General features: G+C 73.2%; 22 protein-coding genes. 17 read left to right on the plus strand and 5 right to left on the minus strand.

The genetic code is table 11. The features are described from left to right. The first annotated feature begins 186 nt into the window (after positions 1-186). On the plus strand, positions 187-900 hold the full coding sequence (locus tag E1266_RS17145) for a hypothetical protein (RefSeq protein WP_132048080.1): 714 nt from the start codon (positions 187-189) through the stop codon (positions 898-900). Here E1266_RS17145 and E1266_RS17150 read toward each other — a convergent pair. Both E1266_RS17150 and E1266_RS17155 read right to left on the minus strand, forming a co-directional pair. After that, positions 864-1,814, minus strand: coding sequence for a PfkB family carbohydrate kinase (locus E1266_RS17150; RefSeq protein ID WP_132048082.1), 951 nt, complete (start codon positions 1,812-1,814; stop codon positions 864-866). The genes E1266_RS17145 and E1266_RS17150 overlap by 37 nt on opposite strands. 11 nt (positions 1,815-1,825) lie before the next feature. Beyond that, positions 1,826-2,323, minus strand: coding sequence for an NUDIX hydrolase (locus tag E1266_RS17155; protein ID WP_132048084.1), 498 nt, complete (start codon positions 2,321-2,323; stop codon positions 1,826-1,828). Between the two features lie 586 nt (positions 2,324-2,909). Here E1266_RS17155 and infC point away from each other — a divergent pair. The 11 genes from infC to E1266_RS17210 all read left to right on the plus strand — a co-directional run bounded on the left by infC (position 2,910) and on the right by E1266_RS17210 (position 15,180). Further along, complete coding sequence (gene infC / locus E1266_RS17160) at positions 2,910-3,458, plus strand: translation initiation factor IF-3 (RefSeq protein ID WP_131950606.1); 549 nt, start codon at positions 2,910-2,912, stop codon at positions 3,456-3,458. A 182-nt stretch (positions 3,459-3,640) separates the two neighbouring features. Beyond that, entirely contained in the window at positions 3,641-3,835 is a 195-nt protein-coding gene (rpmI, locus tag E1266_RS17165) for a 50S ribosomal protein L35 (protein WP_131975075.1), read from the plus strand. Positions 3,836-3,905: 70 nt separating this feature from the next. Next, positions 3,906-4,283: a 50S ribosomal protein L20 gene (gene rplT, locus E1266_RS17170; protein ID WP_131974900.1), complete on the plus strand. Its 378-nt coding sequence runs from the start codon at positions 3,906-3,908 to the stop codon at positions 4,281-4,283. Positions 4,284-4,317: 34 nt separating this feature from the next. Further along, positions 4,318-5,163: an RNA methyltransferase gene (locus tag E1266_RS17175; protein ID WP_132048086.1), complete on the plus strand. Its 846-nt coding sequence runs from the start codon at positions 4,318-4,320 to the stop codon at positions 5,161-5,163. Positions 5,164-5,459: 296 nt separating this feature from the next. Next, on the plus strand, positions 5,460-6,002 hold the full coding sequence (locus tag E1266_RS17180) for an STAS domain-containing protein (protein WP_207945704.1): 543 nt from the start codon (positions 5,460-5,462) through the stop codon (positions 6,000-6,002). Positions 6,003-6,191: 189 nt separating this feature from the next. Continuing rightward, on the plus strand, positions 6,192-7,280 hold the full coding sequence (locus E1266_RS17185; protein WP_279436329.1) for an ATP-binding protein: 1,089 nt from the start codon (positions 6,192-6,194) through the stop codon (positions 7,278-7,280). A gap of 154 nt (positions 7,281-7,434) precedes the next feature. Further along, positions 7,435-8,544, plus strand: a complete 1,110-nt coding sequence (gene pheS, locus E1266_RS17190; RefSeq protein ID WP_132048090.1) for a phenylalanine--tRNA ligase subunit alpha — start codon at positions 7,435-7,437, stop codon at positions 8,542-8,544. Further along, entirely contained in the window at positions 8,544-11,030 is a 2,487-nt protein-coding gene (pheT, locus tag E1266_RS17195) for a phenylalanine--tRNA ligase subunit beta (RefSeq protein WP_132048093.1), read from the plus strand. Before pheS ends, pheT begins: the two co-directional genes overlap by 1 nt. 308 nt (positions 11,031-11,338) lie before the next feature. Then, positions 11,339-12,955, plus strand: a complete 1,617-nt coding sequence (locus tag E1266_RS17200; RefSeq protein WP_132048095.1) for an ATP-binding cassette domain-containing protein — start codon at positions 11,339-11,341, stop codon at positions 12,953-12,955. 66 nt (positions 12,956-13,021) lie between these two features. Then, positions 13,022-13,756 (plus strand): hypothetical protein, encoded by a 735-nt coding sequence (locus tag E1266_RS17205; protein ID WP_131950614.1) that lies wholly within the window; start codon positions 13,022-13,024, stop codon positions 13,754-13,756. Between the two features lie 485 nt (positions 13,757-14,241). Continuing rightward, positions 14,242-15,180: a lytic transglycosylase domain-containing protein gene (locus E1266_RS17210; protein WP_132048097.1), complete on the plus strand. Its 939-nt coding sequence runs from the start codon at positions 14,242-14,244 to the stop codon at positions 15,178-15,180. A gap of 9 nt (positions 15,181-15,189) precedes the next feature. On the opposite strand, the gene E1266_RS17215 is transcribed toward E1266_RS17210, so the two are convergent. The 3 genes from E1266_RS17215 to E1266_RS17225 are packed head-to-tail and all read right to left on the minus strand — an operon-like array spanning position 15,190 to position 17,506. Then, positions 15,190-16,029, minus strand: a complete 840-nt coding sequence (locus E1266_RS17215; RefSeq protein ID WP_132048099.1) for an ABC transporter permease — start codon at positions 16,027-16,029, stop codon at positions 15,190-15,192. After that, on the minus strand, positions 16,026-16,994 hold the full coding sequence (locus tag E1266_RS17220; protein ID WP_132048101.1) for an ABC transporter ATP-binding protein: 969 nt from the start codon (positions 16,992-16,994) through the stop codon (positions 16,026-16,028). Before E1266_RS17220 ends, E1266_RS17215 begins: the two co-directional genes overlap by 4 nt. Beyond that, positions 16,991-17,506 carry a MarR family transcriptional regulator gene (locus E1266_RS17225; RefSeq protein WP_132048103.1) on the minus strand — a complete coding sequence of 172 codons (516 nt, stop codon included), beginning with the start codon at positions 17,504-17,506 and terminating at the stop codon, positions 16,991-16,993. Before E1266_RS17225 ends, E1266_RS17220 begins: the two co-directional genes overlap by 4 nt. A 199-nt stretch (positions 17,507-17,705) precedes the next feature. Between E1266_RS17225 and argC the strand changes: the two genes are divergently transcribed. The 5 genes from argC to argF are packed head-to-tail and all read left to right on the plus strand — an operon-like array spanning position 17,706 to position 22,924. Continuing rightward, a complete protein-coding gene (argC, locus tag E1266_RS17230; protein ID WP_132048105.1) occupies positions 17,706-18,734 on the plus strand; it encodes an N-acetyl-gamma-glutamyl-phosphate reductase in 1,029 nt (342 codons plus the stop codon). Beyond that, entirely contained in the window at positions 18,731-19,888 is a 1,158-nt protein-coding gene (gene argJ / locus E1266_RS17235; RefSeq protein ID WP_132048107.1) for a bifunctional glutamate N-acetyltransferase/amino-acid acetyltransferase ArgJ, read from the plus strand. The genes argC and argJ overlap by 4 nt, the downstream gene beginning before the upstream one ends. Before the next feature lie 23 nt (positions 19,889-19,911). After that, positions 19,912-20,814 (plus strand): acetylglutamate kinase, encoded by a 903-nt coding sequence (gene argB, locus E1266_RS17240; protein WP_132048126.1) that lies wholly within the window; start codon positions 19,912-19,914, stop codon positions 20,812-20,814. Further along, entirely contained in the window at positions 20,811-22,004 is a 1,194-nt protein-coding gene (locus tag E1266_RS17245) for an acetylornithine transaminase (RefSeq protein WP_132048109.1), read from the plus strand. The genes argB and E1266_RS17245 overlap by 4 nt, the downstream gene beginning before the upstream one ends. A gap of 2 nt (positions 22,005-22,006) precedes the next feature. After that, positions 22,007-22,924: an ornithine carbamoyltransferase gene (gene argF, locus E1266_RS17250; RefSeq protein WP_132048111.1), complete on the plus strand. Its 918-nt coding sequence runs from the start codon at positions 22,007-22,009 to the stop codon at positions 22,922-22,924. Positions 22,925-22,932 lie beyond the last annotated feature (8 nt).

Below are 22,932 nucleotides of genomic sequence, written 5' to 3' on the forward strand. Positions count from 1 at the left end.
GTGCGGGGTGCGGGGAGGGGAGGTCTCTGGTTCACGATGTAGCCTTCTGAGCTTTTTATGCCCATTTGGCCATGATTTGTATCTCGTGGGTTCTATGTCGGTATCCCCGGCAGTACGGCCCGCCGCCGCGGGGCACCGGGACCTTGAAGGCGGAACGGTTCCCCGTCCCTGGTGCTGGAGGCGGCCTTGGCCGAGCCGACGATCTGGAACGAGCCCGGTCACGACTGCGTCCTCTGCCCGCCCCTGCGGTTCCGGTTCAACGACATGGCGGACCTGCCGGGGGAGTCGGGGGTCATCGGGCGCGACGCGGACTTCCTGCTGATCCCCGACGTGGCGCCGCTCGCCGACGGGCACGTGCTGCTGGTGACCCGCGAACACCACCGGTGCGCCGGTGCTTTCGGGCGGCGGATGTGGGACCGGGCCCTGGCCTGGCGGAACCGCGTCGCCGGCCTCTACGGCGAGGCGTACGGGAGCCGCGACCTGGTCCTCTTCGAGCACGGACCGGCCACCCCCCAGGGCGGAGGCGCCTGCATCGACCACGCGCACTGGCACTTCCTGCCCGGGACGCGCGGCCTGCGGCCGGCCGTGGAGGCGCACGGGCTGCCGGGCGCGCCCGCCGACCGCGCCGCCCTGCGCGCGTACATCCGCGCCGGCCGCTCCTACCTGCTGGTGGAGGAGGACGGCCTCGCCACCGTCCACGCCGGCGACGGCGTGCGCAGCCAGTTCCTGCGCTGGGCCGTCACCTCCGCGGGACGCGGCGGGACCTGGCGCTGGCAGGAGACGTTCGGGCTGCCCGGCAGCAGGCGCAGCTTCCTCCGGACCCTCCAGGCGATGCGCACGGCGGCCGGCCGGCTGGAGAACGTTCAGGCCGCCGCCGATGGCGAGGACAGCCACCAGTAGAGTTCGGCCGCCGTCAGCCTGTCGCCGAAGCCCACGCGCTCGACCCCGTCCCCGTACCCGGTCGGGTACTCCAGCGGCGACCCCTCCCGCCGGTAGGCGATCGCCCGCTCCAGGGACGTCGCGCCGAACCGCAGCAGCCACAGCGGGCACCCGGCCACCGCGCGGTCCAGCGCCGGCAGCAGCTCCCGCACCTCGTGCGCGGCGACCGGTGCCGGACGGCCGAGCAGCCGCGCGAGCGTCGGAGCCTCGGAGATCACGAGGTCGGCCAGGCCCAGCATCGGCAGCACGGCGTCCGGCGGGAGCCGCCCGTCGACGTCGTGCGGGACGAGGTCGAACGCGACCCGCGTCCCCGCGTCCCGGGCCGTCCGGGCCGCCGCGTGCAGCGCCGCCCGCGAGACCGGCGACAGCAGCGAGTACCCGTCGGTGGCCAGGACGTCCGCGCCGCCGATCACGCCCGCCGCCGCGCGGACCTCCGGCTCGGTGAGGCGGCGGCCCGGCGGCTCGTCCCGGACGACCAGGAGCCGGTTGCCCGGCCCGCCGCTGCACGGCCGGTCCCGCAGCATCACCGCGACGCCGTTGGGCGCGCCCGCCTCGACGCGCAGGTGGTCGGCCACGCCGAGCCGCCGCAGCTCGCCGCGGATCACCGGCGTGAAGTCGTCGTCGCCGACCTTGGCCAGCACGCCGACCCGGCGGAAGTGGCGCGTCGCGCGCCGGGCCAGGTTGACGGCCGTCCCGGCGACCATGGCCCGGGCCGGCGCGTAGGAGAGGTGATCCGCGTGCAACTCCGCGAAGCGGACGTCCGGGAGCGACGCCCGGACCTCGATCCCCACATCCCCGATGATCAGGAGGCTGAACCGGCGCTCGCCGGCGCCCGCCAGGCCCGGCCACTCCACCGGCGGTCGGGGCGGGGCCATGTCGCGGCGGCTCAGCGGGGCGGGACCAGGAACGCCCGCATCACCGGACGCAGGCTCGGAATGAGGTCGTAGGACCCGATCTCCTCCAGCGGCACCCAGGCGCAGTCGTCGAGATGGTCGCCGGAGTCCTGGTTCTCCAGGCCGGCGTCGAGCGTCAGCGGCCGGCAGCGGCGGGCCGCCGCCACGACGCGTATCCGGCCGCCCGGGGAGGACGCCGTGCGGTCGGGCATGAACCACTGCCAGAGGTGGAACGGCGGCCCCGGCTCGATCTTGATGCCGACCTCCTCCCAGACCTCCCGGCGGATGTGGTCGTCGAGGTCCAGGTCGTCCGCCACCTCCAGGCGCCCGCCCGGCACCTCCCAGCGCCCCGGATGGAACGGGTCGGACGCGGCCTTGCGGACCAGCAGCAGCCGCCCGCCGGAGACGATGAACGCCTTCTGGGCGAATTCCAGCCTGACCGGTGCGAACGAAGTGCGGGAGCCGGGTGCGCCGGCCCCTGCCGGGGGCATGGCGGGAACCACCTCCCTGGTGCCGGCCCCGCAGGGCCGTCGTCGCCTCAAGGTAACAGCCGGGGCCGGGCACGCCGAGAGGCCGGTCCCGCCACAACCTCATCACCCGGTCCGGGAATGGGCCGGCGTCCCGGCACGTTGACGAAGGTGGCGTACCTCACGCTGACCGGCCGCGAAAGCCGCGAGATCGCAAGCCATCGACCGGGGCACACGGTGCCCGCAGATGGTAATGTGGGTGGCCGACCGGCCCTGTGCGCGCGACCGACGCGGTGGCGCGGACCGGGCGCTCAAAGCGGAGGCCACCTCCCACCTGACCGGCCGAAGAGGCCGCGGTTCCTGTTCGCCGCCCAGCAGGGCGGCTCGCCGGAGCCCGCGGTGTCGGTCTGGGGACGACCCCAGACCCCGAAGCCGGTGGGTCCTCGGTCCGGCGAGCGGGCTCCACGCCCGTCGCGCCGTCGTCCTCGGACGGCTCCGCCGTCCAGGAGACCGAAGGTGGCCCCGTGCGTGAGTCGTGCGGGGCTTTTCCTGTGGAAGCCTCGGGGTACGACCGGTCCAACGAACTTGAGAACGGCCCCAAGGAGGTCCCATCAGCGCCGAACCGCGTATCAACGACCGCATTCGCGTGCCCGAGGTCCGGCTCGTCGGCCCGAACGGCGAACAGGTGGGCATAGTGCCCATCGCCAAGGCCCTTGAGATCGCGCGTGAGTCGGACCTCGACCTGGTCGAGGTGGCGCCCACCGCGCGTCCGCCCGTCGCCCGGCTCATGGACTACGGCAAGTTCAAGTACGAGTCCGCGATGAAGGCACGTGAGGCGCGGAAGAACCAGGCGCACACGGTCATCAAGGAGATCAAGCTCCGCCCGAAGATCGACCCGCACGACTACGAGACCAAGAAGGGTCACGTGGTGCGGTTCCTGAAGGCCGGGGACAAGGTGAAGGTCACGATCATGTTCCGTGGCCGCGAGCAGTCCCGCCCGGAGCTCGGCTACCGGCTGCTGCAGCGGCTCGCCGACGACGTCGAGGAGCTCGGCTTCGTCGAGTCGCGGCCCAAGCAGGACGGCCGGAACATGATCATGGTGATCGGTCCGCACAAGAAGAAGACGGCCCGCGGGCAGGAGGCCGAGAGCACCGCCTGACGGCCGTTCGGGACCGGCCACGCGGCGGTCCCGGACTCCGCGACCTCGCACCGAGGCGAGGTCGCGGCGCACGTACGTTGATGCCTGACCTGGCGTGTCCACGGAACCCCGTGCGATGCGCCGATCAGGCGCGCTCCCATGCGTTCCGCACGGGAGCCGGAAAGAAGGAGACGACGGCGACCATGCCGAAGACCAAGACGCACAGCGGCGCCAAGAAGCGCTTCAAGGTGACCGGCTCCGGCAAGGTGATGCGCCGCCGCGCCAACAAGAACCACCTGCTCGAGCACAAGCCGTCCAAGCGGACCCGGCGGCTCGACGGCCCGGCCGTGGTGGCCGACGCCGACGCCAAGAACATCAAGAAGCTGCTGCGCAAGTAGCCCTCGATCTGCAACATCAGCGACCGGCCGAGGCTGGCATGGCCCCGGCCCCCACGAAGGAGTTCATCACGTGGCACGCGTGAAGCGGGCGGTCAACGCCGCCAAGAAGCGTCGGGTCGTCCTGGAGCGGTCGAGCGGCTACCGCGGTCAGCGTTCGCGCCTGTACCGCAAGGCCAAGGAGCAGCAGCTCCACTCGATGACGTACGCGTTCCGGGACCGCAAGGACCGCAAGGGCCAGTTCCGCCGGCTGTGGATCCAGCGGATCAACGCCGCGGCCCGCGCCAACGGCATCACCTACAACCGGTTCATCCAGGGCCTGAAGGCCGCGGAGATCGAGGTCGACCGCCGCATGCTCGCCGAGCTGGCGGTCAACGACCCGGCGGCGTTCACCGCGCTGGTCAAGGTCGCCAAGGACGCGCTTCCGGCCGAGGGCTCGGAGGCCGCCTGACCCCGGGCTCCCGGCGACAGGCGATCACAGCGATATGGCGGGCCGCGAGCTGACCTCCCTCCGATCACCACGGGTGAAGGCCGCTCGCCGGCTCGCCAAGCGCGCCTTCCGGCGCCGCGAGCACCGGTTCCTCGCCGAGGGGCCGCAGGCGGTGCGCGAGGCGCTGGAGATCCCCGGCGGGCTCGCCGAGCTGTTCACCACGGCCGAGGCCGAGGCCCGCCATCCCGATCTGGTCCTCGCCGCGGAGCGCGCCGGCGCGCCGGTACTGCGCGTCAGCGGCGAGATCATGGCCGAACTGGCCCAGACCGTCACCCCGCAGGGGCTGCTGGCGGTCTGCGAGTTCGTCGACGTCCCGCTGGACGAGGCGCTGAAGGCGGGGCCGCGGCTGGTGACCGTCCTCGCGCACGTCCGCGACCCCGGCAACGCGGGCACCGTCCTGCGCACCGCCGACGCCGCCGGCTCGGAGACGGTCGTGTTCACCGACGCGTCCGTCGACCCGTACAACGGCAAGTGCGTGCGGGCCTCGGCGGGCAGCCTGTTCCACCTGCCTGTCGTCGTCGGCCCGCGGTTCGGCGAGCTCGCCGCCGAGCTGAAGGGGGCCGGGCTCACCGTCCTGGCCGCCGACGGCGCGGGCGGCCGCACCCTGGACGAGGCGATCGACCAGGGCCTGCTCGCGCGGCCGACCGCCTGGGTGTTCGGCAACGAGGCGTGGGGGCTCCCCGAGGAGATCCTCGCCCACGCCGACGAGGTCGTGAGGGTCCCCATCTACGGGCGCGCGGAGAGCCTGAACCTGGCGACGGCGGCGGCCGTATGCCTGTACGCCTCGGCACGCGCCCAGCGGAGTGCCGGCCCGGCGGGCCGGGCGGTTCCGCCGGGATGAGAAGGACCGGGCGGGACGACCGTACGTGAGGGCGGGTGCGGCGATTCGATGCGTTGCGTGATCGGATGGCCGCAATCGGTCGCCTCGGGTGTCGTTTTCCGACCGGTGAGCTGCGAAAATGTTCTGCGCACGTGCGGCGGGCAGGGGGTCCGCCGCGATGCGGGGCTCCTTCGCAGGTAGGAGCGGGATACGGGTCCGGCGAGGGAGTGCGCCGGCCGGTTCCGCGGCCTACGGTGATGATCAGTGCGTTGACCAGGGGCGGCGACGGCGCCGTGCAGAGTTGGGGGCGAAACGTGATGACCGACGAGTTCAGGCCGTCCAGGAGGGCGGCGGGCCGGCGCGTGCCGGAGGTGAGGTGCCGCACGGCCGCTCCGCCCGGAGCCGCCGCGCCCTCCGCGCCCACTGCGCTCTCCGCGTCGGCCGCTCCGCGGCCGGCCGCGGCCCCCGGCGTAGGAGCCGCCGTCGCCGAGCCCGAGGCCGGGCTGGACCTCGCCGTCGCCCGAGTCCGGGGCGACGCGGCCGTCATCGTGGTCGACGGCGAGATCGACCTGCGCACGGCCGACGTCCTGCGGGCGAGGCTCGTGGAGCTGCACGGCGCGGGGCCGCGCCGGCTGGTGGCCGACTTCACTGCCGTGCCGTTCTGCGACGCGGCCGGGCTCGGCGCGCTGGTCGCGGCGCACAACCAGATCGCCGCGACCGGCGGCGAGATCGTGCTCGCCGGGGTGCGTCCCGCCCAGCTGCGCCTGCTGCGCATCACCGGGCTGCACCGGCTGTTCGCCGTGCACGCGGACGTGCAGGGCGCGCTCGACGCGCTGGACTCGTCCACCGCGTCCGGCTGACGTGCCCGGCGTCCCGGTGACGCCCCGCCCCGTCCCCGCCGGAACGCCGCCCGAGGGCCACACATCCCTTTCCGCGGGGCGGTTTCCGGCTCCCGTCATATGCCCGACTGCGGCTAGAGTCTCTTCTCGACAGGCCGCGTTCTCTTCGGTGTTGTGGAGGCCGCTGTGGGCGGAGAGGAACCCCCTCGCGTGGCCGCGCGCGCGCCCGCGGCCGGGCCCGGGCCGGACTCCGCGGGGGTGTCGCCGGACGACCTTCCCGACGGGATGCTGGTCGCCGACCGCGACGCCCGGGTCGTCGTCTTCAACGCCGCCGCCGCGCGGATGACCGGGATCGCCGCCGCGTCCGCCCTGGGCCGCGACTTCCGCGACGTCCTGCCGCTGCACGACGCGGAGGGCCGCGACTGGTGGAAGTGCCTGGCCCCCTACGACGGCCTCCGCACCCGCACCCGCCACCCCGAGCGCGTGCTGTTCCTGCCCGGCGGCACGGAACTGCTGGTGACGGCCGCGTACCGGCGGAACGCCGATGGCGGTGTGGAACGGTTCACCGTGTGCCTGCGCGACGCGCTGCACCGCGCCCGCCAGGAACGCGACCGCGCCGACCTCGTGTCCACCGTGGCGCACGAGCTGCGGTCCCCGCTGACGAGCGTCAAGGGCTTCACCGCCACGCTGCTGGCCAAGTGGCACCGCTTCAACGACGACCAGAAGCGCGTGATGCTGGAGACGGTCAACGCCGACGCCGACCGGGTCACCCGCCTGATCACCGAGCTGCTGGACGTGTCCCGCATCGAGGCCGGCCGGCTGGAGATGCACCGCCAGGTCGTCGACCTGCCCGAGGAGGTCCGCAAGGTCATCGCGGGCCGCGTCGCCGCCGGGGAGCCGGAGGACCGGTTCCGCTTCGAGTCCCGCGGCGTCCTGCCGGAGATGTGGCTCGATCCCGACAAGATGGGCCAGATCCTGGGTAACCTCGTGGAGAACGCGGTGCGCCACGGAGCCGGCACCGTCACCATCGTGGTGGAGCCGGACGCGCACAAGGAGGGAGCGGCCGTGTCGGTGCGCGACGAGGGCGAGGGCATTCCGCCCGAGGCCGCCCAGCGCGTCTTCCGGCAGTTCTGGCGCGGCCCCGGCGGCAACCGCCGCGGCGGCACCGGCCTCGGGCTCTACATCGTCAAGGGCCTGGTCGAGGCGCACGGCGGCGTGATCACCGTGCGGCGGGCGCCCGGCGGCGGCGCCGAGTTCCGATTTACCGTGCCCGCAGGGGCCCCCGACTACGCCACCTGAGCGCGGCGCACGCCGCGCGGCCGCCCGGCTACACGGGCGGAGGCGCCACCGGGTCCCCGCAGGGCCAGCGCGTCACGCGCACGTTTTCCGGATCCTCATCGCCCGCGCACTAGACTGCGGGCGTCCCACGCCGACCGGAGTCGATCACACCACCATGTCTGCACCCAACAAGTCCTATGACCCCGTCGAGGTGTCCGCGCTGCAGCCGGAGGAGCTGGAGCGGGCCCGCGAGGAGGCGCTCGCGGCCATCGCCGCGGCGGCCGACCTCGACGAGCTGAAGCGGGTCCGCCTGGCCCATGCCGGGGACCGCTCGCCGCTGGCGCTCGCCAACCGCGAGATCGGCGCGCTGCCGCCCGCGGCCCGCGCCGACGCCGGCAAACGCATCGGCGCCGCCCGCGGCGCGGTGTCCAAGGCGCTGAAGGAGCGCCAGGCCGAACTGGAGGAGGAGCGCGACCAGCGCGTCCTCATCGAGGAGACCGTCGACGTCACGCTGCCGTGGGACCGCGCCCCCCGGGGCGCCCGCCACCCGCTGACCACCATGCAGGAGCGGATGGCCGACGTCTTCGTCTCGATGGGCTTCGAGGTCGCCGAGGGGCCCGAGGTCGAGGCCGAGTGGTTCAACTTCGACGCGCTGAACTTCAAGCCCGACCACCCCGCCCGCACCATGCAGGACACGTTCTTCGTCGGCTCGGAGGAGACCGGGCTGGTGCTGCGGACGCACACCTCGCCGGTGCAGATCCGGGCGCTGCTGTCGCGTGATCTGCCGGTGTACGTCGTGGTGCCGGGGCGCACGTTCCGCACCGACGAGCTGGACGCCACGCACAGCCCCGTCTTCCACCAGCTGGAGGGGCTCGCGGTCGACGAGGGCCTCACGATGGCCGACCTGCGCGGCGGCATCGACGCGTTCGTGGGCGGCATGTTCGGCGCGGGCCTGAAGACGCGGTTCCGCCCGTCGTACTTCCCGTTCACCGAGCCGTCGGCCGAGGTCGACATGCAGTGCTTCGTGTGCCGGGGCGCGTCCGCCGAGCCGGGCGGCGACCCGTGCCGCACCTGCAGCTCGGAGGGCTGGATCGAGCTCGGCGGCTGCGGCATGGTCAACCCGCGGGTGCTGGTGGCCTGCGGCGTCGACCCGGACCGCTACAGCGGCTGGGCGTTCGGGCTCGGCGTCGAGCGCACGCTGATGTTCCGGCACGGCGTCCAGGACATGTACGACATGGTGGAGGGCGACGTGCGTTTCACCCTCCCGTTCGGGATGGAGATCTGATGCGGGCCCCGCTTTCCTGGCTGCGCGAGTACGTCGAGCTCCCGGCCGGCGTGGACGGCCGCGCGCTGGCCGCCGAGCTGATCGCGGCGGGTCTGGAGGTCGAGACCGTCGAGCGGGCCGGCGCCGACATCACCGGCCCGCTCGTCGTCGGCGAGGTCCTGGCGGTGGAGGAGCTGACCGGTTTCAAGAAGCCGATCCGCTACTGCCAGGTGGACGTCGGCGACGCCAACGGCACCGGCGAGCCGCAGAACATCGTGTGCGGCGCGACCAACTTCGCCGCCGGCGACCGCGTCGTGGTCATCCTGCCGGGCGGCGTGCTGCCCGGCGGCTTCGAGATCGGCGCCCGCAAGACCTACGGCAGGGTGTCCGAGGGCATGATCTGCTCGGTCAGCGAGCTGGGCATCGGGGAGGACCACAGCGGCATCCTCGTCCTGCCGCCGGACACGCCCGTCGGCGCGGACGCGATCGAGCTGCTCGGCCTGCGCGACGACGTCCTGGACATCGCGGTCACCCCCGACCGCGGCTACGCCCTGTCGATCCGCGGCGTCGCCCGCGAGGCCGCGACCGCCTACGGCGTGCCGTTCAAGGACCCGGCCGACGTGGAGCTGCCGCGGGGGCCGGAGGACGACCGGGACGCCTACCCGGCGAGCATCGCCGACCCGTCCGCGTGCGACCGGTTCGTGCTGCGCGAGGTGCGCGGCTTCGACCCGGACGCGGCGACCCCGATGTGGATGCGGGTCCGCCTGCACCGCGCGGGGATGCGCCCGGTGTCGTTGGCCGTCGACATCACCAACTACCTGATGCTGGAGCTGGGCCAGCCGCTGCACGCCTTCGACCGGAACAAGCTCACCGGCCCGATCGTGGTGCGGCGTGCCGCGTCCGGCGAGAAGTTGGAGACGCTCGACCACGTCACGCGGGAGCTGGACCCCGAGGACATCCTCATCACCGACGAGTCGGGCCCGATCTCGATGGCGGGCACGATGGGCGGCCTCGCCACCGAGATCGACGACCGCTCGTCCGACATGGTCATCGAGGCGGCGCACTTCGACGACATCGGCACCGCCCGGATGAGCCGCCGCCACCGGCTGCACAGCGAGGCGTCCTACCGGTTCGAGCGCGGCGTCGACCGCGAGCTGCCGCTGTACGCGTCCTACCGCGCGGTGCGCCTGCTGGCGGAGCTGGGCGGCGCGGAGATCGTGCCGGGCGTCACCCATGCCGAGGTGCCCGTCGAGCCGGTCGCCGTCACGATGGACGCCGGCCACCCCGACCGGGTCGCGGGAGTGGCCTACGGGCGGGACGCGGTCGTCCGCCGCCTGGAGCAGGTCGGCTGCACGGTCGAGGGGGACGGGACGCTGGCGGTGACGCCGCCGTCCTGGCGGCCCGACCTCACCGACCCCAACGACCTCGCCGAGGAGGTCATCCGGCTGGAGGGCTACGAGGACATCCCGGCCCGCGCCCCGCGCCCGGTCGCGGGGAAGGGGCTGACCGCCCGGCAGCGGCTGCGCCGCCGCGTCGGCCGCGCCCTCGCGGGCGCCGGCTACGTCGAGGCGCTGACCTTCCCGTTCGTCGCCGGCAAGGACCTGGACGGCCTCCAGCTCCCCGGTGACGACGCTCGCCGCCGGACGCTGCGCCTCGCGAACCCGATGTCGGAGCAGGAGCCGCTGCTGCGGACCACGCTGCTGCCGGGCCTGCTCAAGGTGCTGGCGCTCAACGTGGGACGCGGCTTCGGCGACACCGCCCTGTTCGAGCTGGGCGTGGTGTTCCGGCCGCGTCCGGACGCGGCCGAGCGCGCACCCCGCCTGGCGGTCGACCGGGGGCCGACGCAGGAGGAGCTCGCGGCCGTCGAAGCGGCGCTGCCCGACCAGCCGTACCGGGTGGCCGTCGTCCTGGCGGGCGACCGCGAGCCGTCCGGCTGGTGGGGCGAGGGCCGCCCCGCGATGTGGGCGGACGCGATCGAGGCGGCCCGCACCGTGGCCCGCGAGGTCGGCGTGGAGCTGACGGCCAAGGCCGACCAGCACGCCCCCTGGCACCCGGGCCGCTGCGCGGCGCTCTACGCCGGTGACACCCTCGTCGGCCACGCCGGGGAGCTGCACCCGCGCACCCTCAAGGCGTACGGGCTGCCCGCGCGGTCCTGCGCGATGGAGCTGGAGCTGCGCCGCCTCGGTGACCCCGCCACGGTCCGCGCGCCGCACGTGTCGAGCTACCCGGTCGCGACCCAGGACGTGGCGCTGGTCGTCGACGCCTCGGTCCCGGCGGCCGAGGTGGAGGCGGCGCTGCGCGAGGGCGCGGGCGAGCTGCTGGAGGCGATCCGGCTGTTCGACGTCTACACCGGCGAGCAGGTGGGCGAGGGCCGCAAGTCCCTGGCCTACGCCCTGCGGTTCCGCGCGCCCGACCGCACCCTCACCGCCGAGGAGGCGTCGCAGGCCCGAGCCGCCGCCGTGGCGTCCGCGTCCGACCGCACCGGCGCGGTCCTGCGCGGAGCCTGACCCACCGGCACGGAGGTGCCCCGGCCCGACTCCGGGCCGGGGCACCTCCATTTTGGGGAACTTCTTAACGCTACTTGTGTAGCGATAAGAGGTGGGGTAGTCTCGACTCCGTCACATCGCCGCCCGGCAGGGGAGTCCATTGAGGATCTGAGGTCCGACACCGCGCGTCCGGCCCATCGGCCCGCGCACGTGACCTCAGAGCGGACTCCGTACCGCCGGGCTTTCTCATGCCCGCCGGCACGTCGCGTGACCCGCGGTGTCTCCATGCGTCCAGCACCTGAACTGCTCACCACCCATGGAGGCCACCCATGTCATTCGCCATCGTGTGCTCGGGCCTGTCGTTCGCCTGGGCGGACGGCACCGTCGTCCTCGACGGCCTCGACGCCGCGTTCGGCACCCGCCGGACGGGCCTGATCGGCGTCAACGGCTCCGGCAAGTCCACCCTGCTGAAGATCATCGCGGGGGAGCTGGAGCCGCTGTCGGGGACCGTGTCCGTCGAGGGGGAGATCGGCTACCTGCCGCAGAACCTCGTCCTGGACGACACCGCCACGGTCTCGGACCTGCTCGGGATCAGCGCGACGCGCGCCGCCCTGCACGCCATCGAGCGCGGCGAGGCCACCGAGGAGAACTTCACCGCCGTCGGGGACGACTGGGACGTCGAGGAGCGCGCCCGCGCCGAACTCGACCGGCTCGGCCTCGGCCACCTCGGCCTGGACCGGGCCGTCCCGACGCTGTCGGGCGGCGAGGCCGTGCTGGTCGCGCTCGCGGCGCTGTTCCTCGCCCGCCCCGGCGTCCTGCTGCTGGACGAGCCGACCAACAACCTCGACCTGGACGCCCGGCACCGCCTGTACGACGCCGTCGCGTCCTGGACGGGCGTCCTCGTCGTCGTCAGCCACGACCGGGAGCTGCTCGACCGCGTCGACGAGATCGCCGACCTGCGCGACGGCGCGGTCCGGTCGTTCGGCGGGAACCTGTCCGCCTACGAGGAACTGCTCGAAGTGGAGCGGGAGGCGGCGGAGCGGGCGGTGCGGGCCGCCGAGACCGACCTGCGCCGCCAGAAGCGCGAGCTGGAGGACGCCCACATCAAGCTGGCCAGGCGGCAGCGCTACGGCAAGAAGATGTACGAGAACAAGCGCGAGCCGAAGATCATCATGGGCATGCGCAAGCGACAGGCGCAGGAGGCGGCCGGCAAGCACCGCATCATGCACGAGGAGCGGCTCGCCGGCGCCCGGACCCGGCTCACCGAGGCGGAGGAGGCGGTCCGGGACGACGCGGAGATCCGCATAGAGCTGCCCGCCACCCGCGTCCCGGCCGGGCGGACGGTCCTCACCGTGACGGGCCTGGCGGCGCCCGAGCCGGAGGCCGGGACGCTGTCGGAGCTGATCGTCCGGGGTCCGGAGCGGATCGCGCTGGAGGGCGCGAACGGCTCGGGCAAGACCACGCTGCTGCGGACGCTCGTCGGCGACCGCGTCCAGGAGGGGGTGGATGTCAGGATCGGCGTGGACGGCGTGCGGTACCTGCCGCAGCGGCTCGACGTCCTCGACGAGGAGCTGAGCGTGCTGGACAACGTCCGCGCGCAGGCGCCGTCGGTGCCGCCGGCGCGGATCAGGGCCGGGCTGGCGCGCTTCCTGTTCCGCGGCGCGCGGGCCGAGCAGCGGGCGGGGACGCTGTCGGGCGGCGAGCGCTTCCGCGCCGTGCTGGCGTCGCTGCTGCTCGCCGAACCGGCCCCGAAGCTGCTGCTCCTGGACGAGCCGACCAACAACCTCGACCTGGCGAGCGCCGCGCAGCTCGCGCAGGCCCTCGCGGCCTACGAGGGCGCGCTCGTCGTGGCCAGCCACGACGTGCCGTTCCTGCGCACCCTCGGCATCACCCGCCGGCTGCGCGTGGACCGCGCGGCGGGCCTCACCGAAGCAGGGCCCATGTAGAAAAACCCGCTGATATGGCGATCAGTGGCTGTTAGCGTCGTCCTGCATCGAGGGGAGAGTGACGGGGTGCCGACGAAGCTGAACCAGATCATCGCGGTCGAGAAGGGCGTCAAGAGCAAGTCCTTCCAGGACCTGACCGCCGCGCACCATTCGGTCCAGAAGGCCCCGCTGCTGTCGGGCATCTCGCGGACCTACCAGCCGAAGGACGAGGAGGGCGAGCAGCTGCCGGCCGAGTCGACCCGCGTCCAGGTGAAGGTCGACGACGTCCTGCGCGACGTGACGGCCTCGCTGACGCGGCTGTTCGACGTCACCGCCACCAAGGACTGGGCGAACTGCGTCGCCCGCGCCGACGTGACGGTCGACGGCACGACGCTCCTGCGCGACGTCCCGGTCTCCTACCTGCTCTTCCTGGAGAAGCAGCTCAAGGACCTGCACACGTTCGTCAAGAAGCTGCCGGTGCTGGACGCCGCGGAGACGTGGACGTTCGACCCGTCCACCGACGTGTGGCGCACCGAGGCGGTCCGCACGGTGAAGACCAAGAAGGTGCCCCGCAACCACGTCAAGGCGGAGGCGACCGAGAAGCACCCGGCCCAGGTCGAGGTGTACTACGAGGACGTCAGCGTCGGCCACTGGACGACGGTGAAGTTCTCGGGCGCGCTGCCGGCCAGGCGGGTCAACGAGCTGCTCGGCCGCGTCGAGCGGCTGCAGGACGCGGTCAAGTTCGCCCGCGAGGAGGCCAACGGGACCGAGGTCACCGACCAGCGCGTCGGTGAGGCGGTCTTCGGCTACCTGTTCGGGTGACCGGCCTCCCGCGGCCCTCCGGGGCCGCGGACGGCGCACGTGACAACTCAATAGGATCCCCCCGCCGCTGCGCGGGGGGTGCGCGAGGAGCGCAAGCTGAAGCTGAAGCCGAAGCTGACCAGGGTGTGCGACACAGTGCGGGTTCGACTCCCGCCCCCGGCACCCGCGCCGGGGTAGCCCAACAGGTAGAGGCGGCCGCCCGCTCAATCTCAGACTCTCGCTCCAGACTCAGCATTCGCCGCCGATCGCCGGATCGCGCGGACGTGGACGGAAACCGTCGAGATGCCGGTTCGAATCCGGCTCGCTCTGCTCGGAGGGCGATGGCGTAACGGGATCGCGCGACGGTCTGAGACTGATCCGCGTCCATTCATGTGCCGGCGTGCGAATTGGGCGGCAACCTCAGGGGCCCGGGGGCGGCTAGACCCCCGGGCCCCGCTCGTGCTTCCGAACCGGGCGCGTCCTCCGGGTTGACCGGTGCCGCCGGGATGGGCATCGTCGCCTGGATGATGCGGATCTCGACACGCCGGTCCGGCGCCCTGGCCGCCGCGGTGGTGCTGGCGGTGGCCGGATGCGGCGGCGGAGGGGGCGGCGAGCGCGAGCGGGCCCCCGCGCCGCGGGCCGCGTCGCCGTCGGCCTCACCCACGGCGACGCCCCTGCCGGAGCCCGACGGCAAGCTGGCGAAGGACCCCAAGGGCCTGGCCCAGGACCTGGAGCGGACCGACCGGGCCCTGCGGCTCGCGGTGGACGAGTGGGTGCGCAGCGACCCGTCCCGGACCGGGCCGCCCGACGCGGTCGTCCACCTGGCCCTGCGGCAGCAGCGGATCTACCGGGTGCTGGCGAAGGACGACGGGCTAGAGAAGCGCACGCGGGACCTGCTCCCGGGCGGGGTCGCCGCCGCGACGCGCGACAACACGGTCGCCGTCCGCAAGCTCCTGGAGCTGGCGAAGCCGGAGGACGACCTCGGCAAGTTCCGGACCCAGGAGCCGCTCCCGGCGGGCGTGCTGCGGAAGCACTTCGGGGACGCCGGGAAGCGGTTCGGCATCGACTGGCAGGTGCTCGCCGCCATCATGCTCGTGGAGACGAAGTACGGCCGGATCAAGTCGCCGAGCTGGGCGGGGGCGAAGGGCCCCATGCAGTTCCTGCCCGCGACCTGGCGGCAGTACGGGATGGGCGGCGACATCCACGACCCGCGCGACGCGGTCATGGGGGCCGCCAACTACCTGAAGGCGTCGGGGGCGCCGGACGACTACCGGCGGGCGCTGCACGCCTACAACCCCACCCCGCTGTACGTCGACGCGGTGCAGCGGCACGCGAGGCGGATGAAGAGCGACCCGCGTGCCTACTACGCCTACTACAACTGGCAGGTCTTCGTGGTGACCACCCGCGGCGACGTCCGCATCACCGGCCCCGGCGCGCGCCGCTGACGGCGTCCGTCAGGTGAGGACGCGCTTGGTGAAGGTGCGGGTCGCGGCCCACGTCACCAGGACCGTCCCGCCGACGAGGGCGAGCAGGAACGCCCACGCCGGCATGTGCGGGACGTCCGGCGTGAGGGCGCTGCGCAGCCCCTCGCTGATGTACACCAGCGGGTTGAACAGGCTGAGGATCTGCAGCCAGCGGATGTCGTCCAGCGCGGACCACGGGTAGTAGACGCAGCCGAGCATCGTCATCGGCAGCAGCACCATCCCGAACAGCACCTGGACCTTCTGCGGGTTCATCAGCGTGCCGAGCAGCAGGCCGCCCGCGGCCGACAGCAGCGACCCGGCCACCATGACCAGGACCAGCACCGGCCAGTTCGCCACGTCCACGCTGGGCGCCTCGCCCTCGGCGTGGATGAGCAGCACCGCGGGGAACACCAGCAGCCCGCCGATCAGCCCCTGGACCGCCGCCGCGACGATCTTCTGGGCGGCCAGCAGCGGGATCGGCACCGGGGCCAGCGCCCGGTCGGTGATCGACTTCTGCCAGTTCAGCTCCATCATGAGGGGGAAGATCACCGCCATCATCGCCTGCATGATGATGGACGAGCCCACGAGACCCGGCAGCAGGATCGTGGAGAACGTCGGCCCGCCGGGCACCGCCATCGCGCCGCCGCCGAGCTTCGGCAGCACGTAGGCGAACACGAAGACGAACATGACCGGCTGCACCAGCACCCGGACGAACGTGGACAGGAAGTTCTTGCGCATCACCCGCGCCTCGCGCGCCATCATCGCGGCGAACGTGCGGGGGAGCGTCGCCCGCGCCGGCGGCGGCGGGGCGAGGACCATGGGCGCGGTCATTCGCGGTAGTCCCTTCCGGTGAGGGTGAGGAAGACGGTCTCCAGGCTGGGGCGGAGCTGGGTCGCGTCGGTGACGCCGACACCGGCGCCCGCGCCGATCGCGACGAGTTCGCCGAGGAGGCCGGCGGAGTCGGCGGCGAACACCCGCACCTGGCCGTCGGTCACCTCGACCTTGGTGACGCCGGCCCGGTCGGCGAGCGCCTTGATCTCGTCCGGCACGGGCGCGTCGTAGGTCACCGTGACGACGGTGTCGGCGCCGGCGCCGGACTTGAGCTGGTCCACCGTCCCGCTGGCGAGGATCCTGCCGTGGTCGACGACCGCGACCCTGTCGCAGAGGGCCTCGGCCTCCTCCATGTAGTGGGTGGTCAGCACGATGGTCTGCCCCGCGGCCTGCAGCCCGCGCAGCACCTCCCACAGGTTGGTCCGGGTCTGCGGGTCGAGCCCGGCGGTCGGCTCGTCGAGGAACAGCACCTCGGGGCCGTGCATGAGGGCCCGGCAGATCATGACGCGCTTGGCCTGCCCGCCCGAGATCTCGAACGGGTTGCCGCCGCGCTGGTCGGCCAGCCCGAACAGGTCCAGCAGCTCGGCCGCCCGGGCGCGGGCGTCGCGCGCGCCGAGCCCGAAGTACCGGCCGCGGAACTCCAGGTTCTCGGCGACGGTCAGGTCGCTGTCGAGGGTGTTGTTCTGCGAGACCACCCCGATGCGGCGCTTGATCTCGACGGCGTCGCGCACCACGTCCAGGCCGAGGACGTGCGCGCTGCCGCCGGTGGGGACGACCAGGGTGGTGAGCATCCCGATGGTGGTCGACTTGCCCGCGCCGTTCGGGCCGAGCAGCCCGAAGAACTCGCCGCGCGGGATGTCCAGGTCGATGCCCTGCACGGCGGGAACCGCCGGGCGCGGCCCGGACGGGGGGTAGGTCTTCTCCAGGCCGGCCGTGCGGACGGCGGCCTCCGAGGGGTCGGTCATGCGCCTTCTCCCTCCGCTCCCTCTCCGCGGGAGCATGTCTCTTGGTGGGGGTGGTCCTCGAACTGCCTGATCAGGGCGATCAGGAACCTGCGGACGGCGGCCTCGTCGGCCTCGTCCGCGACGTCGTAGAGCCGCGACAGGTCGCGGCCGATGGGCCCGGACTTCTCGGCGAGGAGCCGCCGGCCGGAGTCGGTGATGCGCAGCATCACGCCGCGCCGGTCCCGGTAGGAGCGCTCGCGCCGGACGTGCCCGTTGCGTTCCAGGGTGTCGACCACGGAGGTGACCGTGGCGGGGGTGACGAGCAGCCGCTTGGCGACCTCGCCGGGGCGCAGGCCGTCCTCGACGATGAGCAGCCGCAGCAGGAAGAACCCGGTCGGGCTGATGCCGTGCCGCTCGATGATCCGCCACACGACCGGCCCGGACAGCCGGGAGGCGAGCCCGAACAAGCGGCCGATCGGCCACTCCTCCATCGACGGGAACGCTTCCAGGTCGTCGAAGCCGAAGTTCTTCATCGGGGTGATGTTAGAGCTCTGATGATCAGATGGCAAATCTTTAGATGCCTAATTAGTTTCCCCGGCACGGCGTCAATGTAGGTTGACGCGCTCGGAGATGTCAACTCTGGTTGACGTATTGCCCCGGCCGGATTCGAGTTGTATAGAAATCCAACCTCATGCATACTCTTACTCATTGCTTCCGAAGGGCAGGGCGGACATGGGAATCCGGACGGCGGTCGCCGGCGCCAGCGGTTACGCGGGCGGCGAGCTGCTGCGCATCCTGGCGGGACATCCAGAGTTCGAGATCGGCACGCTCACGGCGGGCTCCAACGCGGGCACCGAACTGGGCGCGCACCAGCCCCACCTGCGATCCCTGGCCGGGCGCGTCCTGGCCGAGACCGACCCCGGCACGCTCGCCGGCCACGACGTCGTCTTCCTCGCGCTGCCGCACGGCCGGTCCGCGGAGATCGCCGCGCAGCTCGGCGAGGACGTCCTGGTCATCGACTGCGGCGCCGACCACCGGCTCACCGACCCCGCCGCCTGGGAGGCGTTCTACGGGACGCCCCACGCGGGCACCTGGCCCTACGGGCTCCCCGAACTGCCCGGCGGGCGGGACGCGCTGCGCTCCGCCCGGCGCGTCGCCGTCCCCGGCTGCTACCCGACCGCGGTGTCGCTCGCGCTGTTCCCGGCGTTCGCCGCCGGGCTCGCCGAGCCCGACGTCGTCGTGGTCGCCGCGTCCGGCACGTCGGGCGCGGGACGCGCCCTCAAACCGCACCTGCTCGGCAGCGAGGTCATGGGCTCGGTCTCCGCGTACGCCGCCGGCGGTACGCATAGGCATACACCCGAGATGATCCAGAACCTGAGCGCGGTCGCGGGGGAGCCGGTCACGGTGTCCTTCACCCCGACGCTCGCCCCGATGAGCCGCGGCATCCTCGCCACCTGCACGGCCAAGGCCCGGCCCGGCGTCACCGCCGCGGCGGTGCGCGCCGCCTACGGCGACGCCTACGCCGGGGAGCCGTTCCTCGGCCTGCTGCCCGAGGGGCAGTGGCCCGCCACGTCGATGACGCTCGGCGCGAACACCGTCCTCGTCCAGGTCGCCCTCGACGAGCTCGCCGGCCGCATCGTCGTGGTCGCCGCCGTCGACAACCTCACCAAGGGCACCGCGGGCGGCGCGGTGCAGAGCGCCAACATCGCCCTCGGCCTCCCGGAAGAACTCGGGCTCACCACGATCGGAGTGTCCCCTTGAGCGTCACCGCCCCGCGGGGCTTCCGCGCCGCCGGCGTCGTCGCCGGGCTCAAGGACAGCGGGAACCGCGACCTGGCCCTCGTCGTCAACGACGGGCCGTCCCGCGCCGCGGCCGGGGTCTTCACCCGCAACCGCGTCAAGGCCGCGCCCGTGCTGTGGTCGGAGCAGGTCCTCAAAGGCGGCCGCGTCCGCGCGGTCGTGCTGAACGCCGGCGGCGCCAACGCCTGCACCGGCGCCCCCGGCTTCCAGGACACCCACGCCACCGCCGAGAAGACCGCCGAGCTGCTGGCGGACTCGGCCGGCGAGATCGCGGTCTGCTCCACCGGCCTCATCGGCGAGCGGCTCCCGATGGACCTGCTGCTGCCCGGCGTCGGCGAGGCCGCCGCCGAGCTGTCGCGCGGGGACGGCGGCCTCGCCGCCGCCGACGCGATCCGCACCACCGACACCGTCGCGAAGATCTCCTTCCGGCAGGGCGCCGGCGGCTACATGATCGGCGCGATGGCGAAGGGCGCGGGCATGCTGGCCCCGTCGCTGGCCACCATGCTGTGCGTCATCACCACCGACGCCGACCTTCCCGCCGAGACGCTCGACCGGGCGCTGCGCGCGGCCACGTCCGTCACCCTCGACCGGCTCGACTCCGACGGCTGCATGTCCACCAACGACACCGTGCTGCTGCTGGCTTCCGGCGCCGCCGGAACGGCCCCGGGCGAGGACGAGTTCACGGCACTGCTCACCGAGGTGTGCGCCGACCTCACCCGGCAGCTGCTCGTGGACGCCGAGGGCGCGTCCAAGGCCATCGCGATAGAGGTCGTCGGCGCCGCGAGCGACGACGACGCGGTCACCGTCGGGCGCTCCATCGCCCGCAACAACCTGCTGAAGTGCGCCATCCACGGCGAGGACCCGAACTGGGGCCGGGTGCTCTCCGCGGTCGGCACCACCGACGCGGTGTTCGAGCCCGGCCACCTCAACGTCGCGATCAACGGCGTCTGGGTGTGCCGCAACGGCGCGCCCGGCGACGACCGCGACAAGGTCGACCTGCGTCCCCGCGACGTGACGATCACCGTCGACCTCTCGGCGGGCACGCACAGCGCGACCGTCTGGACGACCGACCTCACGGCCGACTACGTCCACGAGAACTCGGCGTACTCGACATGAGCGCGATCACCTCGGGCGCGCAGATGCGCAAGAACCGGGCGGGCGTCCTCAGCAAGGCGGAGACCCTCATCAAGGCCCTGCCGTGGCTGGAGCGGTTCCACGGCCGGACCGTCGTGATCAAGTACGGCGGGCACGCGATGACGGACGAGGCACTGCGCCACTCGTTCGCCGAGGACGTCGTGTTCCTGCGCTACGCCGGGCTGAAGCCGGTGATCGTGCACGGCGGCGGTCCGCAGATCAACGCGGCGCTCGCCCGCAACGGCATCGACTCGACGTTCACCGCCGGGCTGCGGGTGACCACGCCGGAGGCCATGGAGGTCGTCCGGATGGTGCTGACCGGCCAGGTCCAGCGCGACGTCGTCGGGCTGATCAACCGGCACGGGCCGTTCGCGCTCGGCATGTCCGGCGAGGACGCGAACCTGTTCACCGCCGAGCGCAAGCACGCGGTGGTGGACGGCGAGCCCGTCGACATCGGCCAGGTCGGCGAGATCGTCGAGGTGCAGGTCGGGGCGGTGCGGGCGCTGCTGGACGACGGCCGGGTCCCGGTCATCTCCAGCATCGCGCGCGGCGACGACGGCGAGGTCTACAACGTCAACGCCGACACGGCCGCGGCGGCGCTGGCCGTCGCGCTGGACGCGACGAAGCTGGTCGTCCTGACCGACGTCGAGGGCCTGTACGCGGACTGGCCGGACAGCGACGACGTGATCGACAGCCTCACCACCGACGAGCTCGCCGTGCTTTTGCCGGGCCTGTCGGCGGGGATGGTGCCGAAGATGGAGGCGTGCCTGACCGCCGTACGCGGCGGCGTGCCGCAGGCGCACGTGCTGGACGGGCGCGTCCCGCACTCGCTGCTGCTGGAGATCTTCACGGACGAAGGGATCGGAACGATGGTGCTGCCCGGCGGACCGGGAGCGGAGCCCGCATGAGCGGCCTGAGGGAGCGGTACGAGGCCGCGTTCATGCCGAACTACGGCGTCCCGCCGCTCGCACTGGCGCGCGGCGAGGGCTGCCGGGTCTGGGACACCGCCGGCCGCGAGTACCTCGACCTGATCGCCGGGATCGCGGTCAGCTCGCTCGGGCACGGCCACCCCGCTCTCGTCGAGGCGGTGTCCGCGCAGGTCACGACGCTGGCGCACACGTCCAACCTGTTCCTGCACGAGCCGGAGGTGCTGCTCGCGGAGCGGCTGCTGGACCTGCTGGGCGGCGGCGGCAGGGTGTTCCTCGCCAACAGCGGCACCGAGGCCAACGAGTGCGCGCTCAAGCTCGCCGTCAAGTACGGCAAGGCGAACGGCCGGTCGTACATCGTCGCGGCGGAGAACGGCTTCCACGGCCGGACCATGGGGGCGCTGGCGCTGACGGGGAAGGCGTCGATCCGGGAGCCGTTCGGCCCGTTCGGGATCGACGTCCGGTTCGTCCCCTACGGCGACGCGGACGCGCTGAAGGCCGCGGCCGGCGAGGACTGCGCGGCGGTCTTCCTGGAGCCCACGCAGGGGGAGGCCGGGGTCGTCCCGCCGCCGGAGGGGTACTTCGCCGCCGTCCGCGAGATCTGCGACGCCACCGGCGCGCTGTTCGTCGCCGACGAGATCCAGTCGGCGATCGGCCGCACCGGGACCTGGTTCGCCTTCGAGCACGAGAACGCGAAACCGGACGTCCTCACCCTCGCCAAGGGCCTCGGCGGGGGCCTGCCGATCGGGGCGTGCATCGCGTTCGGGGCCCACGGCGAGCTGTTCGCCAAGGGAGACCACGGCAGCACGTTCGGCGGGAACCCCGTCTGCGCCGCCGCCGCCCTCGCCGTCCTCACCACGATCGAGAAGGACGGCCTGCTCGGCAACGCGGTCTCGGTGGGGGAGGCCCTGGCCGCCGGGCTCGGCGCCGTCGACCACCCGCTGCTGGCGGGGGTGCGGGGGCGCGGGCTCTGGCGCGCCGCCGTCCTCACCGGGCCGCACGCCCCCGCCGTGGAGGCCGCCGCCCGCGACGCCGGCTTCCTGATCAACGCGCTCCAGCCGGACGCGCTGCGGATGGCTCCGCCGCTCACCCTCACCGCCGGGCAGGCGCGGTCGTTCACCGACGCGTTCCCCGCGATCCTCGACGACGCCGCCTCCGGAAAGGAGGGCTGACGATGACCAGGCACTTCCTCCGCGACGACGACCTCTCGCCCGCCGAGCAGGCCGAGGTCCTGGAGCTGGCCGCCCAGGCGAAGAAGGACCGGTTCGGGTTCCGGCCGCTCGACGGACCGCGGTCCGTGGCGGTCCTCTTCGACAAGCCGTCCACCCGGACCCGGATCTCCTTCGCCACCGGTATCGCCGAGCTCGGCGGCCACCCGCTCATCATGGACGCGGGAACCAGTCAGCTCGGCCGCGGCGAGACCATCGCCGACACCGCCCGGGTCCTGGAACGCCAGGTCAGCGCCATCGTGTGGCGGACGGCGGGGCAGGAGCGCATCGACGAGATGGCCGCCGGCACGACCGTTCCCGTGGTCAACGCCCTCACCGACGAGTTCCACCCCTGCCAGGTCCTCGCCGACCTGCAGACCGTCAAGGAGGCGAAGGGCGGCCTCGCGGGCGCCGTCCTCGCCTACCTCGGCGACGGCGCCAACAACATGGCGCACTCCTACCTGCTCGGCTGCGCCACCGCCGGGATGCACGTCCGGATCGGCGCGCCCGCGTCCCTGGCGCCCGACCCCGCCGTCGTCGCCCGCGCCACCGGGATCGCCGCCGAGACCGGCGGGTCGGTGACGGTCACCGACGACGCCGGCGAGGCCGCGGCCGGGGCCGACGTCCTCGCCACCGACACCTGGGTGTCGATGGGCCAGGACGGCAAGGACACCTCGCTGTACGAGCCCTACGCCGTCACCGAGGACCTGCTGGCCGGAGCCGCCTCCGACGCGATCGTCCTGCACTGCCTGCCCGCCTACCGCGGGAAGGAGATCGCCGCGTCCGTCCTCGACGGCCCGCACAGCCGGGTCTGGGACGAGGCGGAGAACCGGCTGCACGCCCAGAAGGCGCTGCTCGTCTGGCTCCTGGAGCGCGCCCGGTGACGACCCCC

This window comes from Actinomadura sp. 7K534 (genome assembly GCF_004348575.1).
Classification (GTDB): domain Bacteria; phylum Actinomycetota; class Actinomycetes; order Streptosporangiales; family Streptosporangiaceae; genus Spirillospora; species Spirillospora livida.

Coding starts and splice junctions, on each gene's coding strand:
- E1266_RS17150 (WP_132048082.1), bottom strand. CDS start 1,814: ATGGCCCCGCCCCGACCGCCGGTGGAGTGGCCGGGCCTGGCGGGCGCC.
- E1266_RS17155 (WP_132048084.1), bottom strand. CDS start 2,323: ATGCCCCCGGCAGGGGCCGGCGCACCCGGCTCCCGCACTTCGTTCGCA.
- rpmI (WP_131975075.1), top strand. CDS start 3,641: ATGCCGAAGACCAAGACGCACAGCGGCGCCAAGAAGCGCTTCAAGGTG.
- E1266_RS17175 (WP_132048086.1), top strand. CDS start 4,318: ATGGCGGGCCGCGAGCTGACCTCCCTCCGATCACCACGGGTGAAGGCC.
- E1266_RS17180 (WP_207945704.1), top strand. CDS start 5,460: ATGACCGACGAGTTCAGGCCGTCCAGGAGGGCGGCGGGCCGGCGCGTG.
- pheS (WP_132048090.1), top strand. CDS start 7,435: ATGTCTGCACCCAACAAGTCCTATGACCCCGTCGAGGTGTCCGCGCTG.
- pheT (WP_132048093.1), top strand. CDS start 8,544: ATGCGGGCCCCGCTTTCCTGGCTGCGCGAGTACGTCGAGCTCCCGGCC.
- E1266_RS17200 (WP_132048095.1), top strand. CDS start 11,339: ATGTCATTCGCCATCGTGTGCTCGGGCCTGTCGTTCGCCTGGGCGGAC.
- E1266_RS17210 (WP_132048097.1), top strand. CDS start 14,242: ATGGGCATCGTCGCCTGGATGATGCGGATCTCGACACGCCGGTCCGGC.
- E1266_RS17215 (WP_132048099.1), bottom strand. CDS start 16,029: ATGACCGCGCCCATGGTCCTCGCCCCGCCGCCGCCGGCGCGGGCGACG.
- E1266_RS17220 (WP_132048101.1), bottom strand. CDS start 16,994: ATGACCGACCCCTCGGAGGCCGCCGTCCGCACGGCCGGCCTGGAGAAG.
- E1266_RS17225 (WP_132048103.1), bottom strand. CDS start 17,506: ATGAAGAACTTCGGCTTCGACGACCTGGAAGCGTTCCCGTCGATGGAG.
- argC (WP_132048105.1), top strand. CDS start 17,706: ATGGGAATCCGGACGGCGGTCGCCGGCGCCAGCGGTTACGCGGGCGGC.
- argB (WP_132048126.1), top strand. CDS start 19,912: ATGCGCAAGAACCGGGCGGGCGTCCTCAGCAAGGCGGAGACCCTCATC.
- E1266_RS17245 (WP_132048109.1), top strand. CDS start 20,811: ATGAGCGGCCTGAGGGAGCGGTACGAGGCCGCGTTCATGCCGAACTAC.
- argF (WP_132048111.1), top strand. CDS start 22,007: ATGACCAGGCACTTCCTCCGCGACGACGACCTCTCGCCCGCCGAGCAG.